This is a genomic window from Krasilnikovia cinnamomea, from assembly GCF_004217545.1.
GTDB lineage: Bacteria > Actinomycetota > Actinomycetes > Mycobacteriales > Micromonosporaceae > Actinoplanes > Actinoplanes cinnamomeus.
The window spans coordinates 7,411,717-7,425,687 of sequence record NZ_SHKY01000001.1 but is presented as its reverse complement, the minus strand read 5'-3'; the positions used below and the strand labels follow the sequence as shown (position 1 = coordinate 7,425,687).

Genomic DNA, 13,971 nt, shown 5'->3' with positions numbered 1-13,971 from the left:
CTGCGCGGCGAGAGTCCGGTCCTCCGGGTGGAAACGATCGCGCAGGCCCGTACCGAGCAGGCGGGCCGACTCCAGCCCGAGTACGCGGGGGGCGGAGGGGCTGACGTAGCCGACCTCGCCCCGGCTGTCGGTGAGTACCACCAGGTCGGCGCCGTCGCGCAGCAGGGCCTCGTACCGGCGGCCGTTGACGCGTACGGTCTGCTCGGCGCGTTCGCGGCCGGAAGCCGCGGTGCCGAGGATCCCCGCCGTCGTCACCAGCGCGAGGCCGACCAGCGCGGCCAGCAGGTGTCCGTGCGGTTGGGGCAGCTCGCTGCGGAGTACCCCGAAGGCGACGCCCGCCTCGCCCGCCGCCAGTGTCACAGCTCCCGCCACGGCCGCCGGCATCCACGCCCGGCCACCCGAGCGGTGCACCACCAGCGCCAGCAGGGGCAGCTGGAGGACGGCCAGCGCCGCGCCCCAGCCGGTCAGATACAGCGCCGCGGTGACCGCGACGACGGGCAGCGCGGCCTGCGCCCACGAGCCGACCCGTGCGCGGCCGCGCCGCAGAGCGTTCACCCCGTACCGATGCATCCTGCCGTGCTCCTGACCCATTCCTTGGGCCGCGCGGTCACTACGCGGTCTCCTCTCATCGGCCGCCCGGGCCCCGGTCTGCAGCGTTCCGGCCGGAAAGGGAGCAGGGCGGGTGTGCCGTGCGTCACCCCGCGGCCCGGGAGAATGTCGACGCGGATGGCTGCCCGGCGGGTTGCGTGCGAGCGGCCGGCGGAGGCCGCCGGCCGCGACGCGCGGTGCCGTCCTACCGGCCGAGGATGGCGAGGACCTGGTTGAGCAGGTCCGCGATCAGGCCCAGTAGCGGGTTCGGTCCGTTGAGCAGGCCGGCGATGGCGCACAGCAGGTTGCCGAGCAGGTCGCCGGGGCCGGGGTGCGCGGTGATGTCGAGCACGACCCGGTCGAGGTGAACGACCAGGCCCAGCAGGTTCAGGTCCAGCGGGCCGAGTTCCAGATGCAGGATCGGGCACGGCGGGAGGGCCTGCGCCTGGTCACCCGAGGGGATCCGGACGGGGATCGTGGCCACGGATTCCGTGCTGCGGGTGGCGCCCGTGGCGTCGGTGAGGACGGCGTGCAGGGTGCCCGTGGCGACCAGCTGTCCGTCCTGGACGGCGAAGTGGGTCGGGTCGAACGTGCCCGCCACCGTGCCGGGCCGGCCCGCGTCGTCGGTGAAGGTGCCGTCCACCGTGGAGGTGAGGGTGCCGGCGTCAGAGGTCGCCAGCGCCGGGGCGGGGGCGGGAGCGGCCGCGGCGGGCGGCGCGTTGAGGGTCACGCCGGCCATCATGACGGCGGCGGAGAGCAGGGTGGCGCTGACGGATCCGATGCGCATGTGCGCGCTCCTTTCGATCGATGAACGTCGTCACGCGCCCCAATCCCCGGTGCCACCTGGAAAAAACAAACAATCCTCCCTGAATCATTCAGATAGCGCGAAGCGGTCTAGCGACCGGTGACGCAGATGTGGTGCTGCGCCCCCGGGTCGAGGTCGGCGAGGTGTTCGAGGGTGACCGGCTCGGCGCCCAGCCGAACGCCGACGCGGACATGATCTCGTTCTGCGTCACGTCATTCGAGGCGCTGCGAGTGGTGCTACGGCAACTTCAGGCAACGAGCCTTGAGGGGTGCCGGGCGCGCCGGGAAACTGGTCCAGCCAAATCACGTCGGTCAGGGGGCAGGACCATGGCACTCGCGTTTCTGGGCAAGGACCCGAACTCAGACACCACCAACTCGCCGACCATCTGGGATGACGGCGACAGCTACGTGATTCAAGGTTGGCGCGTCACCCATCCGGCGGACCTGGCCGTGATCGGCGACGTTCCTGCGGATGAGACCGTGATCCGGATCCCCAAGCGAATGATGCCGTTCTTCCCGGAGGTGAATAGTGGAGGGACGACCGCCGACGCTCGATGAACTCCTCGCCGGGGCGACCCGGCGGGTGTTCCATCTAGAAATGCGCGACCACTACGAGGGTTCCCCGGCGTACGCGACCTGGCTGGCAGGCGAGCCCATCGACTACGCGGCGGCGTACGGCTCATGGCACGCGTTGGTTCGCCCGGTCGTTGCGCGGGGCGTCGACTTCCGGCGGGCCCGGGTGGTGTCTGAACCCGTATCACGCTACGTCCGATTCGAACACCACGTGACACCCCACGCCAACGTTGCGGCGGGTGAGCGGGTTCGTTGGCTTCCCCGTGGCCGCGCGTCGAAGGTGCGCTTGCCGGGCAACGACTTCTGGTTGGTCGATGACGTCGTGCTGTTCAGCCTGTTCTCCGGCGACGGCGCGCGGGTCGGGACTGTCGTCGGTGACGCGGAGGCGCTGTCCTTGACGGTGGAGTCGTTTGAGGCGGTATGGGCATTGGGTATCGATCACGCCGAATACCACCCGGATTGAGGGGGTGGCACGTGCGGTCCGCACCGTCGCCTGCGCAGGCGGCAAGAGACGCGTTCGGGGCCCGGCTTCGGGAGATTCGGCTGGACGCGGGTCTCACGGGTCGCGGGCTTGCGGCGGTGACAGGATGGCAGGCATCGAAGATCAGCAGGATCGAGCATGCCACCCGCACACCCAGCGCTGACGACGTGCGCGCGTGGGTCACCCATTGCGGCGCCGAGGAGCAACTGAGTGACCTGCTGGCGGCATTGCGGGCTGTCGAAGGAATGTACGTCGAGTTCAGCGGCCGCGAGCGGGCTGGCTTTCGCCACATCCAACAACAGGGCGCACATTTGTACGACCGGACCCGGCGCTTCCGCATCTACGAGCCGGGCGTGATTCCCGGCCTGTTCCAGACGCCGGAGTACGCGGAAGCGCGCCTGCGACGCATCGCCGAGGTGCGCGGCGTGCCCGACGACGTCGCCGAGGCGGTGCGGATACGCATGGCCCGTCAGCGGGTGCTCGACGCCAACGACCGGCGGTTCGCGGTGGTGCTTGAAGAGTGGGCGCTGTCGGCGCGTATCGGTTCGGCGGAAGTGATGGCAGCCCAGCTTGCCCACCTATTGACCGTGTGCGTCCGCCACAACGTGAGCCTCGGCGTCGTGCCTATGTCCGTCGAGCGGACGATGTGGCAGAGTCCTGGCTTCTGGATGTTCGATGAGACGCAGGTCAATGTGGAGACCCCCACGGCGGAATTGACGATCACCCAGCCGCGGGAGGTCCAGATGTATGCACGCGTCTTCGCGGAGCTGGCGGGCATGGCCACAGTGGGTGCGTCGGCCCGGGCGCTCATCGTTGCTGCCATCGAGCGTCTCGAGGTGCAAACCGTTCGTCAACCTTCGGCAATGGCATCGCCTGTGGAGGACACCCGTCCATAGCGTTTCTCCCGGTCGCAGGTGGCTCTACCTACCTCGTGACCGCAGACGGGACTCGCGGACGGAGGTCACAGAAGATGACGACGTGCAGGTCGCGCTTGGCCGGTGGGCAGTGACCGGCTGGCGCCGGAACCTTCCACAGCCCGGCGATACCGTGACCATCAAGGAAGCCGACTACTGCTACGGGCAGGGCGACATTCGCCTGCGGTTGACCGCCGTGGGAGATGGCGGGCAGGTGCCTGAAGGAGCCGAATGGGTCGAGGTCCACGGCGTTGAGCTGACCAGCGACGGCCGCGCACGCGGTCCCCGCTACGCACTGGTGCGGGCCAGTGCGCTACGCCGGTAGGCGAGCCGACTCAGTCCTGCGGCGTCCAGCGCATCGAGAGTCCGGTTGCGGCGCGTTCCGTGCGGATCTCCATGACCGTGCCCAGGATGGTGGCCCGGTCCAGCACCAGCGGCGCACCGTCCAGCCCCGAGGTGACCCGTTCGGAGACGAAGACCGGCGTGCCGACCGGGCAGGCCAGCAGGGCGGCGGCGGGCTCGTCCAGCAGTGCGGGACGGATCACCTCGGCCGCCCGGTGCACCACCACACCCTGGTCCGCGACCGCAGCGTACAGGCTGGTCAGGTCGGCGTCGCGCAGTGCCGCGCCGAGCGGCTCCGGTACCCAGGACACCTGGTGCACCGCCGGGCGCCCGGCGAGGCGGCGCAGCCGTTCCAGGCGCAACGCGCGCCGCCCCGGGGCTAGGGACAGTCGCCGCGCCACGGTGGCGTCCGGGCGGCGCAGCGTACGGTCCAGCACCTCGGTGGTTACGACCTGCCCCTGCGCGCGCAGATCCTCGGCGAGACCGCGCAGCGAGTCGAGCCGGTAGGCGGCCCGGGGCTCGGCGACGAAGGTGCCGCGCCCGGCCTGCTGGGTCAGCAGGCCGTCGTCCTCCAGGCGGCGCAGGGCCTGGCGCAGGGTGGCCAGCGTGACGCCGTAGGTGGCGCTCAGTTCCTTCTGCGGCGGCAGGGCGGAGCCGGGCGGCAGCGCGCCGTCGCGGATCCGGGCCGCCAGGTCGGCCGCGATGACCTGGTACTTCGGCGTACGCCGCTCCAGTGGACACCCCTCTCATCCCGCGCGCTGCGCCGGGGATCGCCCGGTGCGGCCCCGCCGAGCACCCTACGCAGGCGGACATCCCTTCGTCGCCGTCCCCCGGGCGAGTCGCGGCGGCCGGATCTTGAAAAGTTCCGGTCAGCTCCGAACCCGAACTCTTCACACAGCCGCGCGGGCGCGACGGCGGCTCAGAAACGACGTGGCCCCGGGGCCGAGCCCCGGGGCCACCTGCGGTTGCCGGCGGTCAGCCCGCGGCGACCTGGTACAGCCGGTCCGGGGCGACCGCGCCCACCAGGACCCGGCCGTCGTCGGTGAGCAGCGCGCTGAACAGGGCGCTGGACAGCAACCGCCCGCTGCCCCAGGTGCCGCTCACCTTCGGCAGGCTGTCGAGCACGGCGCCCACCATCGCGGCCTCGCCCTGCTTCGCACCGGCCTGCTTCTGCCACCCGTCGGGCAGCTTCGCCACCAGCACCGAGGTCCAGCCCTTACCGACCACGGTCGGCTCTTCACCGGCCGGCGCCTTGGGCGCGCCGGCCGGAGCACCGAGCGGCTTCTTGGTGTGGTCGGCGTGCGGCTTGGCCGTGGTCACCTTCGCCCCGGCGGGCGGGTTGAACACGAACTGCTGCGGGTCCGGCGTGGTGAAGCTGATCTGCTGGAACGCCACCCGGACCGCCGGAGCGGTGGCGTCCTTCGCGTACACGTCGACGCGCAGCGGGATGTGCGTCTCCGCGTCGATGGCCAGGCGGACCTGCCCGAGCAGCGAGGCGGTGTCGCGCGGTGCCAGCACCAGCTCGTACGCGTCGCGCCCGGCGACCTCGGCCGCGCCGGTCGTGCTGACCTGGGTGGTCGGGTCGATCGCGGCGAGCGCGGCGTCCGCGGCCTCCTGCGGGGTCGAGGGCACCCCGGACGGCAGGGCCTTCGGCTTGTCGGCGTCCTTGGGCAGCGTCAGGTGCGTGGCCGTGTTGTCCTTGCTGCGCCACAGCCACACGTCCTGGCCGTTGCGGATGACGTCGGTCTGGCCGAGCAGGCTCTGGGCGGCGACCCGCATCTTGTCCTCGCCGGCGTACCAGACGCGGGCGCTGTTGTTGCCGGTCACCATCTTGGCCAGATCCGTGTTGCCGGCGGTGAGCCCCGGCAGCGCCGGCAGGCCCAGGTCGGCGGTCTGCACGATCGTGCCGGACAGCCCGTCGACGTGCGCGTTCTGCACGTCCACCAGCAGTTGCGCCGCGCTGCGCGGCGGCAGGGCCGGGTCGGCGCTGGCCACGATCGTCCCGGCGGCCGCCCCACCGCCGATCACCACCACGGCCGCTGCCGTCGGTACGAGCCAGCGCAAAGCCGGCCTTGATCCGAACAGGGACACGTCCCCCACCTCCTGAAGTCTGCTGCGCCCCATGTTGCGCTCACGCGCCTGTGACCACGCTGAGAAAAACCCGTAGGGGTGGGGCGGGCGTGCCATCGTGGTCTGGTGCGGGTGCTGGTGGTGGAGGACGAGGCGCGCCTGGCCGCGGCGCTGCAGCGCGGGCTACAGGCCGAGGGTTTCGCGGTGGACGTGACCGGCGACGGGCAGGACGGGCTGGAGCTCGCCCGGCACGGCGGCTACGACGCGATGATCCTGGACGTGATGCTGCCCCGGCTGTCCGGCTACCGGGTCGTGCGCCAGCTCCGCACGGAACGCAACTGGCTGCCCGTACTCATGCTCAGCGCCAAGGACGGCGAGTACGACCAGGCCGACGGGCTCGACTGCGGCGCCGACGACTACCTCACCAAACCTTTTTCGTACGTGGTGCTGCTGGCCAGGCTGCGTGCCCTGCTGCGCCGTGGTGTGCCGGAGCGGCCCACGGTCCTGAGCTTCGGCGACATCGAGCTGGACCCCGCCGTGCGCCGGGTCACCGTGGCCGGCGACGAGGTCACCCTGACCGCCCGGGAGTACGCCCTGCTGCAGTACCTGCTGCGCCGCCCCGGCGAGGTGCTGTCCAAGACGGAACTGCTCGACCACGTGTGGGACGCGGCCCTCGACACCGCCCCGAACGCGGTCGAGGTGTACGTCGGCTACCTGCGCCGCAAGATCGGCCGGGAGCGGCTGGAGACGGTCCGCGGCGCGGGCTACCGCCTCGCGGCCGTCCCGTCCGCCGGGGCCTGACACCGGTGCGCTGGCTGCGTGGGCTCAGCCTGCGGGTCCGCCTGCTGCTGGTCACCGTGCTGGTGCTGGTCGTGGGCCTGGGCATCGGCGGGGTGGCGCTGGTCGCGGCGCTGAACGTGGCGCTGCTGCGGGCCGCCAACACCGAGGCGCTGGACACCGCGAACGCGGTCGCCCGGCTCGTCGACGAGGGATCGCTCTCCGATCCCATCCCGGCACCGCCGGGGGTGCAGGTGCAGGTGGTGGACGCGCAGAACCGGGTCACGGCCGTCTCGGTCGGCACCGACCGGCTGGTGCCGATCCTGTACCCCGAGGAGCTGCACGAGCTGCCCGATCGGGCCGGGCGCTACCTGCCGGGGGACCGGATCGGCCTGCCGGGCCGGGTGCGGGTCGTCTCGGTCGCGGCCGGACCGGCGGACGACCGGGTACGGGTGCTGGTGGCCCGTTCGACGGCGGATCTGTCGCAGGGCGTGCACGTGCTGCGGATCCTGCTGCTGGTGGCGTTCCCGCTGCTGGTCGGGCTGCTGGCACTCGTGGCGTGGCGGCTGGCCGGGGCCACCCTGCGCCCGGTGGAGGCGCTGCGCGCGGGCGCGGAACGGATCACGGGCGCCGCCCCGGGGCGCGGCGGCGGCGCGCCGCAGCGGCTGCCCGTCCCGGACACCGGTGACGAGATCCACCGGCTGGCGGTCACCCTCAACGACATGCTGGACCGGCTGGGCGCGGCCCGGGCGCGGCAGCGCGCGTTCGTCGCCGACGCCGCGCACGAGTTGCGCAGCCCGCTCACCAACATGCGTACGGAGCTGGAGGTGGCGCAGCGCCTGCCGGACGGTACGGACTGGCCCGCGCTCGCCGACGACCTGCTCACCGACGTGGAGCGGCTCAGCCGCCTGGTCGACGACCTGCTGCTGCTGGCCCGCTCCGACGAGGCCGCGACCCGGGCGGCACCGGCACCGGCCGCCGAGGTGGAGCTGGGGGAGCTGCTGGCCCAGGTGGCCGGGCGCTATCCGGCGGTGCGCTTCACGCCGCCCGCGGAGCCGCTGCACGTCTCGGGCGACCCGGACGCCCTCGCCCGAGTGGTGGGCAACCTGCTCGACAACGCGGCACGCCACGCCGCCTCGACGGTGGAGCTGGCGGTGGAGGTGGACGGGGCGTACCGGAGCATCACGGTGACCGACGACGGGCCGGGCATTCCCGCCGCCGACCGGGAGCGGGTCTTCGACCGGTTCACCCGGCTCGACGACGCGCGGGCCCGCGACGCGGGCGGCGCCGGGCTCGGGCTGGCCATCGTGCGGGAGCTGGTCCGCCGCCACGGCGGCACGGTCACGCTCGCCGACGCGGCGCCGGGCCTGCGGGTCACCGTCCGCCTGCCAGTCGCGTGACGGGGCCGGGCACGGGCGGTTCGTAGACTGGCGGCATGGCGCAGTGGTACGAGTCCGCCGTCGACCGCCGCATCCGGGAGGCACAGGAGCAGGGCGAGTTCGACAACCTGCCGGGTACCGGCAAGCCCCTGGCCGACCACGGCCGCGAGTACGACGAGGACTGGTGGATCAAGGACTGGCTGGAGCGTGAGGGCGCCGCGTCGGCGGCGCTCCCGCCGACGCTGGCGCTGCGCCGCGAGGTGGAGGACCTGCCGGCCGCGGTGGACCGGCTGCGCTCCGAACAGGCGGTACGGGCCCTCGTCGCCGAGGTGAACGAGCGGATCCGCCAGGCTCGGGTGGGGCTGCTCGACGGCCCGGCCGTGGTGTTGCCGCCGCGCGATCCCGACGAGGTCGTAGGCGGCTGGCGCGCGCGCCGGTCGGCCTGAGCTTAGGGCGATCGGCGCCGGGGCCCGGCGCCGATGTCGTCCCGGGCCGGGTCAGGCCTTCTCGATGAGTTTGATCGGGTCGGCGGTCAGCGTGTCGCAGCGGACATAGGAGAGCTGGATCTTGACGTCGGTGAACCACAGCACCGGCAGGGTCAGCGGGGGCGGGGAGTCCGGAGTGAAGGTCACCGGGATGACGCCGAACAGCTTGCCGGTGAACTTGGGGGTGTAGAAGCGCACGTTGCCCTCGGTGGTGAGGGCGCTGCTGCTGATCTGGGTGGTGTGCCCGCCGGCCTCGGGGACCGTGAGCTCGAACGGCTTGGTCACGGACTTGGTCATGCTGAACTTGAGGACCTTGACCGGACCGTCCGCGGTGGTCACCGTCGTGACCCCGTCGTAGCTCGAGTTGTACATGGTGAGCGAGTCGCCCTCGAGGGTCCCGCCCTTCAGCGACACGCCGGGCAGGTCGTCGGGGCTGGCCTGCTTGAAGACCCGCGGGCCCAGGCACGGGACGTCCGAGGTCGACGGCTTGGGGGTGTTGGTCGGCGTCGGGTCGGCGGTGGGCGTCTTCGCGGTCGACGGCTCGCCGGCCGGTGGGTCCGCGGCGGGCTTGCTGTCGGCGGGGGCGCTGGGGGTCTCGGCCGGGGCCGGGTCCTTGGTGGGGGTGTCCGCCGGGGCGGGCTCGGGCGCGGGTGCGCTCGACTCGCTGGTGCTGGGTGCGGGGTCGGCCGCCTTCTCCTCCTCGCCGAGGCCCAGCAGGTCGCCGACGCCGTTGACGACCGCGCCGGCCGCGTCCTTGATGCCGTCGACGACCGGGTGGTCACTCTCCTCGTCGTCGGCGCTCGCGGGAGCGCTCGACGACGGGGTGGTGCTCTCCTTGGCCGTCGCGCCGGTCTTGCCGGCGGCGTTGGCGGCCTTCGCCGCGGTGCTCGCGGCGGTGGTCTTGGGAACGGCCTTGGCGGCAGCGGACCGCGACGCGGCGGCGCGCGCCGGCGTCGACGAGGCCGCGGCCGAGGTGGAGCGCGAGGGCAGGCCGTCCGGGCACTCCTCGGCCGAGGCAGGCAGGTGGCTGCCGGCCACCATCACCGCGGCCGTCATCGCGGTCGGCACGAGGGCGATGACGAACATCTTGCGGTGTGAGCCGCGTGGTGACGGGGGAGCCTGCTGCTCACCCTCGGATTCGGTGAAGGCCGGCAGGATGGCGGTGGCCGCGTCGTCGGTGCTCGCCCGCGAGGTGATCGCGGTGTCCTGCTCCGGTGCGTCCGCCGGGTGGCCGGGCCCGCCCGCGGTGGGGTCGTCGGTGATCGCCCGGGTGGGGCGTCGCGGCGCCCACGCCAGGGTCAGCGCGCCGCCGAGGATGCCGAGGATCAGGCCGATGAAGAAGCCGCCGAGGTTGAGCCCGACGAGCGAGTACAGGGCGGTGAGCAGACCGATGATGCCGTAGAACAGGCGCTGGGCCGGGGTGAACCAGACCAGCAGGCCGCACAGCAGGAGGAGTGCGGGGAGCAGGTAGGACAGGAAGCCGGTCGGTCCGACGTGGACCTCCATCTCGCCGATCGTCTGGTTGGCGCTGAGGAACAGCTCCAGACCGGCGAGCATGAGCAGAAGACCGCCCCAGAACGGCCGCCGCCGTCGCCACGCGCGGAACCGCTCGCGCTTGCTCGCTGTTGTCACGTACTCCTCCAAAGAACTTTCAGCCGGCACGGCATAGGTGAGGCCCGCGGAGCGGATTCCGCGGGCCCCCGGGTGTTACGTCAGAAGCATTCCGGCGGCTTGCCGGTCTGCGTGTCCACGTTGAGCTTCAGGCTCAGGCCCTTGAGGTTGAACGTGGCCGCCGTGGCGGAGTACCCGATCTGGCGCAGGTTGGTGATGACGACACTGTCGGCCTCCTGGCCGAAGCCGTTCTTACCCGCCTCGGTCCCGTCGTGCGCGTCCGGACCGCCCTTGGTGAGGGTGGCCGCCGACTGGCCGATGTTGATGTTCTTGAAGTTGGCGTCGCCGGACAGCTCCGTCAGGCCGATCAGGAGCTCGCTCGCCTCGGCGGGCTTGCCGTCCTCGCGGCCGGCCCGGATGGTGAGGCTGATCGGCAGACCCGGCGTCTTCACCGACTGGCACAGGTTGGTGAGCTTCGCCTTGTTGATGCCGGACAGCGCGACCGGAATGTCGCTGCCCTTCTCCGGGTGCAGCTTGCCGCCGTACTGGGCGAAGCCGTCGCCCTCCAGCTTGTCGGCCGAGATCTTGAAGCTCTGGCCCGACACACTGAAGGTGGCGGCCAGCGCGCCGTTGGCGATGCCCAGCACGATGCCACCGGCAACCAGGGTGGGCACGCCCACGGCTACGGCGAAACGGCGCCAGTTCGTACCGCCGTACGCCGGCTCGCCTTGTTCATCCTTCACGGATCCTCCTCGGAACATGGGGGACGGGTGCGGGCACACCGCCATGCGGCTCGCGTCGACGGAGGACTCCTTCGTCTACCGCCAGTAGTGAGGCCCGTCGATGCGACCGTCGTAATGTGCGGGAAATGTTGCCGCTCACCGCACTGCGAGACAAGAGGCTCAGCTACCCGCGAGTAACCCAGGTCACCGGATCTTGGTTACTCTCTGTGACAGGGGGTGATCGATGTGACGTGGATCATTGGTTGGAAGTGGACACATCGACCCGGCGGGGACGTTGTGACCGTCACCACACGTGCATGTAAGCGGCGCATTACGGATCGGTAACGATGCGGCTAGATCACTGAACCATCGCGGCGCACCGGACGATTAGTGGGGATTTGGTCCGTGATGGGCGCCACAGGTTAGCGTTCGTTCAGTCCCCAGTTCGAGTGATCTGCCCAACAACAGCCTAGCCTTGGGTGCCGATCGCATTACTCACAGTCACTACTCCGGTGTGCGACCCCGTCGTCACCCGGGCGGCCGCGATGGCGGCTTTGTGAACGGCCGGCGGTGGGACCGCGAACGTCCCGCTGTCCGTCGCGGCTAGCGTGATGAGCGTGCTGGCCGCCGCGGGACTGGAGCCCAACCCACCAGCCGGGACCTACCCGGGGTGGGGAGCCCTGACCGGCGGGAGTGGCCGCGTGATCCGGCGGATCCTGGCGCTGGCCGGCGTGGCCGTGCTGGGTGGCTGCGCCGCCGCGCAGGCCCCGGCGCCCCCGCCGCCGGCGGTCACCGTGGTCACCTTCGGCGACTCCGTCGCCGCCGGTACGGACTGCGACTGCACCCCGTTCCCCGACCTGTACGCCCGCCGGCTCGGCGCCCGCTCGCTGAATCTGGCGCAGCCCGGGTCCACCGCCGAGGAGGTGACCGCCGAGATGGACACCGAGGAAGGCACCGACGCGGTGCGCGGGGCGAGTGTCGTGCTACTCATGGCGGGGGCCAACGACCTGGCCGACGCGTTCGAGGCGGGCACCGGCGAGCGCGGGTACGCCCAGGCCGCCGACGTGGTGCAGCGTGAGATCACCGCCGCGGTCGCCCGGGTGCGCGAGCTGCGCGGCCCGGACTGCGAGGTGCTCGTGCTCGGCTACTGGAACGTCGTGGAGGACGGCGACGTGGCCCGCACGGACTACGGCGCGAACGGGGTGGCCGAGGCGGCGTCCGCCACCCGGTACGCCGACGACGCGCTGCGCCGGGCGGCCGCCGCGGGCGGGGCCGCGTACCTGGACACCTCGGCGGCGCTCCGGGGCCCCGACGGTCGAGCGAACCCGACCGACCTGCTGGCGGAGGACGGCGACCACCCAAATGCCCGCGGCCAGGAGGCGATCGCCGCCGCCGTGTACGACGTGCTGCCCCACCCGCCACAGTGACCGGTGCCGGCCGTTTGTCTGACCTTTGCTCCAATTTGGCGCGGTGATGCTGCGCACGATGTGACCCGCTGTCCTCACCCCGGTGCCTCGCCCGGTCGATCGGCAGGACGCAGCCTGCGCGCGCGGATTCGTCCGCGATCCCCCACAACTCGGGAGTGCGTGAATGAGGACGTCCATGATCACCGCCAGGTCCGGCGCTCGCCGGGTGGCGCGGTTGCTGACCGACCGTCGGGTGAACACCAAGATCTGGCTGGCGGTCGCCCTGATGGCGTTGGCGGCCGTGGGGGTCTCCGCCGCCGCGTTGATCGGCATGCGGCAGATGCAGAGCCGGTCCGACTACCTGTACCGGCAGGCGCTGGTACCGGTCACCGAGCTCGCCAAGATGCAGCACGCGGCGGAATTGACCCAGGTCGGGCTGCTCAATGCCGCGGCCTCGACGGAGCCCGCCCAGGTCACCGAGTACATCAAGGACAGCCGGGCGCAGGACGCGGCCTTCGACAGGGCGCTCGCGGCGTACCGGCGTTCCGACATGACCGGGCGGGAGGAGACGCTTGCCAAGGTCAGCCAGGCGATGGCCCGGTATCGCGAACTGCGCGACAGCTGGATGGCACCGGCGATCCTGCGCGACAAGCGGGCCGCGTTCCGCGGTGTCCGCGACGGCCAGGGCACGGTGGTGCTGTCCGAGCTCAACGCCGCGCTGGACCGGCTGGTGGCGATCGAGACCGTGGCCGCCCAGAAGGAGAACAACGACTCACGTGCCACGTACGTGAGCTCCCGCACCATGGTGATCGCGTTCGTGGTGCTCGGCGTCCTCCTCGCGGGCGCGGTCAGCTGGCTGATCGCCCGGGCGATCACCGGCCCGCTGGCCCGCTGCGTGGCGGCGCTGCGGCAGGTCCGCGACGGTGATCTGACCGTACGGATCCGGTTGTCGGGCCGCGACGAGGTGGCTCAGCTGGCGAGCGCGTTGGACGCCTCGACGGAGTCGACCGCGGCGATGGTGGGCGAGGTCATGCAGAGCGCGACGCGGGTCGCCACGGCGGCCGAGGAGTTGTCGGCGGTGTCGACGCAGTTGTCGGCGGTGTCGGAGGAGACCTCGGCGCAGGCGGGGACCGTGTCGGCGGCCGCGGATCAGGTGTCGAGCAACGTGCAGACCGTGGCGGCGGGCGCGGAGCAGATGTCGGCGTCGATCCGCGAGATCGCGGGTAACGCGGGCGAGGCGGCGAAGGTGTCGACCGAGGCCGCCGAGGCGGCGGCGCGGACCAATGAGATCGTGGCGCAGCTCGGGCAGTCGTCGGCGCAGATCTCCGGGGTGGTCCAGTTGATCACGTCGATCGCGGAGCAGACGAACCTGTTGGCGCTCAACGCGACGATCGAGGCGGCGCGGGCCGGTGAGCACGGCAAGGGCTTCGCGGTGGTGGCGACCGAGGTGAAGGACCTGGCGCAGGAGACGGCGCGGGCCACCGGGGACATCGCGGCGCGGATCTCCGCGATCCAGGACGAGACGGCGCAGGCCATCGCGGCGATCGGCGAGATCGCGACGGTGACGGGTCAGATGAACAGTTACGCGTCGACGATCGCCGCGGCGGTGGAGGAGCAGACCGCGACGACCAGCGAGATGGTCCGTAACGTGGCCGAGGCGGCGACGGGCACGGGGGAGATCGCGGGCAACATCTCCGGGGTGGCGGCGGCGGCGGGTTCGGCGGCCTCGGGTGCCTCGGAGACGCAGGCGACCGCGAACAGCCTCGCCGCGATGGCCAGTCAGCTGCAGCAGCTCGTCTCGACCTACCGGACCTGAGCC

15 protein-coding genes and 1 pseudogene are annotated in these 13,971 nt (G+C 71.9%); 9 read left to right on the top strand and 7 right to left on the bottom strand.

The features are described 5' to 3' along the window. Both EV385_RS32765 and EV385_RS32760 read right to left on the bottom strand, forming a co-directional pair. Positions 1-570, bottom strand: a 570-nt coding sequence (locus EV385_RS32765) for a PAS domain-containing protein (protein WP_130512958.1), incomplete at its 3' end; no start/stop codon positions are given. Positions 571-793: 223 nt separating this feature from the next. Next, on the bottom strand, positions 794-1,375 hold the full coding sequence (locus EV385_RS32760) for a hypothetical protein (RefSeq protein WP_130512957.1): 582 nt from the start codon (positions 1,373-1,375) through the stop codon (positions 794-796). Between the two features lie 128 nt (positions 1,376-1,503). Between EV385_RS32760 and EV385_RS35540 the strand changes: the two genes are divergently transcribed. From EV385_RS35540 to EV385_RS32740, 4 genes are all read left to right on the top strand, one after another. Next, positions 1,504-1,950, top strand: a complete 447-nt coding sequence (locus EV385_RS35540) for a hypothetical protein (RefSeq protein WP_242625208.1) — start codon at positions 1,504-1,506, stop codon at positions 1,948-1,950. Between the two features lie 40 nt (positions 1,951-1,990). Continuing rightward, entirely contained in the window at positions 1,991-2,428 is a 438-nt protein-coding gene (locus EV385_RS32750; RefSeq protein WP_207230040.1) for a DUF6879 family protein, read from the top strand. Positions 2,429-2,439: 11 nt separating this feature from the next. After that, positions 2,440-3,342 carry a helix-turn-helix domain-containing protein gene (locus EV385_RS32745; RefSeq protein WP_242625207.1) on the top strand — a complete coding sequence of 301 codons (903 nt, stop codon included), beginning with the start codon at positions 2,440-2,442 and terminating at the stop codon, positions 3,340-3,342. 82 nt (positions 3,343-3,424) lie between these two features. Then, positions 3,425-3,685 (top strand): hypothetical protein, encoded by a 261-nt coding sequence (locus EV385_RS32740; protein ID WP_130512954.1) that lies wholly within the window; start codon positions 3,425-3,427, stop codon positions 3,683-3,685. A gap of 10 nt (positions 3,686-3,695) precedes the next feature. Here the strand turns inward: EV385_RS32740 and EV385_RS36250 are convergent, their stop codons facing one another. From EV385_RS36250 to EV385_RS32730, 3 genes and pseudogenes are all read right to left on the bottom strand, one after another. Continuing rightward, on the bottom strand, positions 3,696-4,139 hold the full coding sequence (locus EV385_RS36250) for a UTRA domain-containing protein (RefSeq protein WP_242625206.1): 444 nt from the start codon (positions 4,137-4,139) through the stop codon (positions 3,696-3,698). Positions 4,140-4,286: 147 nt separating this feature from the next. Then, positions 4,287-4,367: pseudogene (locus EV385_RS36245) on the bottom strand (GntR family transcriptional regulator); the annotation flags it as partial. A gap of 310 nt (positions 4,368-4,677) precedes the next feature. Beyond that, the gene (locus EV385_RS32730; RefSeq protein ID WP_130513724.1) at positions 4,678-5,793 is read right to left on the bottom strand and encodes a LolA family protein; all 1,116 of its coding nucleotides are present in this window, start codon (positions 5,791-5,793) and stop codon (positions 4,678-4,680) included. Positions 5,794-5,898: 105 nt separating this feature from the next. Between EV385_RS32730 and EV385_RS32725 the strand changes: the two genes are divergently transcribed. Genes EV385_RS32725 through EV385_RS32715 form a run of 3 tightly spaced genes read left to right on the top strand, consistent with a single transcriptional unit; the run spans position 5,899 to position 8,374 of the window. Further along, a complete protein-coding gene (locus EV385_RS32725) occupies positions 5,899-6,573 on the top strand; it encodes a response regulator transcription factor (protein WP_130512952.1) in 675 nt (224 codons plus the stop codon). A gap of 5 nt (positions 6,574-6,578) precedes the next feature. Then, positions 6,579-7,949, top strand: a complete 1,371-nt coding sequence (locus tag EV385_RS32720) for a sensor histidine kinase (RefSeq protein ID WP_242625205.1) — start codon at positions 6,579-6,581, stop codon at positions 7,947-7,949. A 35-nt stretch (positions 7,950-7,984) separates the two neighbouring features. Further along, on the top strand, positions 7,985-8,374 hold the full coding sequence (locus tag EV385_RS32715; protein ID WP_130512951.1) for a DnaJ family domain-containing protein: 390 nt from the start codon (positions 7,985-7,987) through the stop codon (positions 8,372-8,374). 51 nt (positions 8,375-8,425) lie between these two features. Here EV385_RS32715 and EV385_RS32710 read toward each other — a convergent pair whose 3' ends face one another. Then, a complete protein-coding gene (locus EV385_RS32710; protein WP_130512950.1) occupies positions 8,426-10,045 on the bottom strand; it encodes a DUF6114 domain-containing protein in 1,620 nt (539 codons plus the stop codon). A gap of 80 nt (positions 10,046-10,125) precedes the next feature. Next, a complete protein-coding gene (locus EV385_RS32705; RefSeq protein WP_130512949.1) occupies positions 10,126-10,785 on the bottom strand; it encodes a DUF6230 family protein in 660 nt (219 codons plus the stop codon). A 662-nt stretch (positions 10,786-11,447) separates the two neighbouring features. Between EV385_RS32705 and EV385_RS32700 the strand changes: the two genes are divergently transcribed. Together EV385_RS32700 and EV385_RS32695 are read left to right on the top strand one after the other, a co-directional pair. After that, entirely contained in the window at positions 11,448-12,173 is a 726-nt protein-coding gene (locus EV385_RS32700; protein ID WP_242625203.1) for an SGNH/GDSL hydrolase family protein, read from the top strand. A gap of 175 nt (positions 12,174-12,348) precedes the next feature. After that, positions 12,349-13,968 carry a methyl-accepting chemotaxis protein gene (locus tag EV385_RS32695; RefSeq protein WP_165449684.1) on the top strand — a complete coding sequence of 540 codons (1,620 nt, stop codon included), beginning with the start codon at positions 12,349-12,351 and terminating at the stop codon, positions 13,966-13,968. Positions 13,969-13,971: the final 3 nt, after the last annotated feature.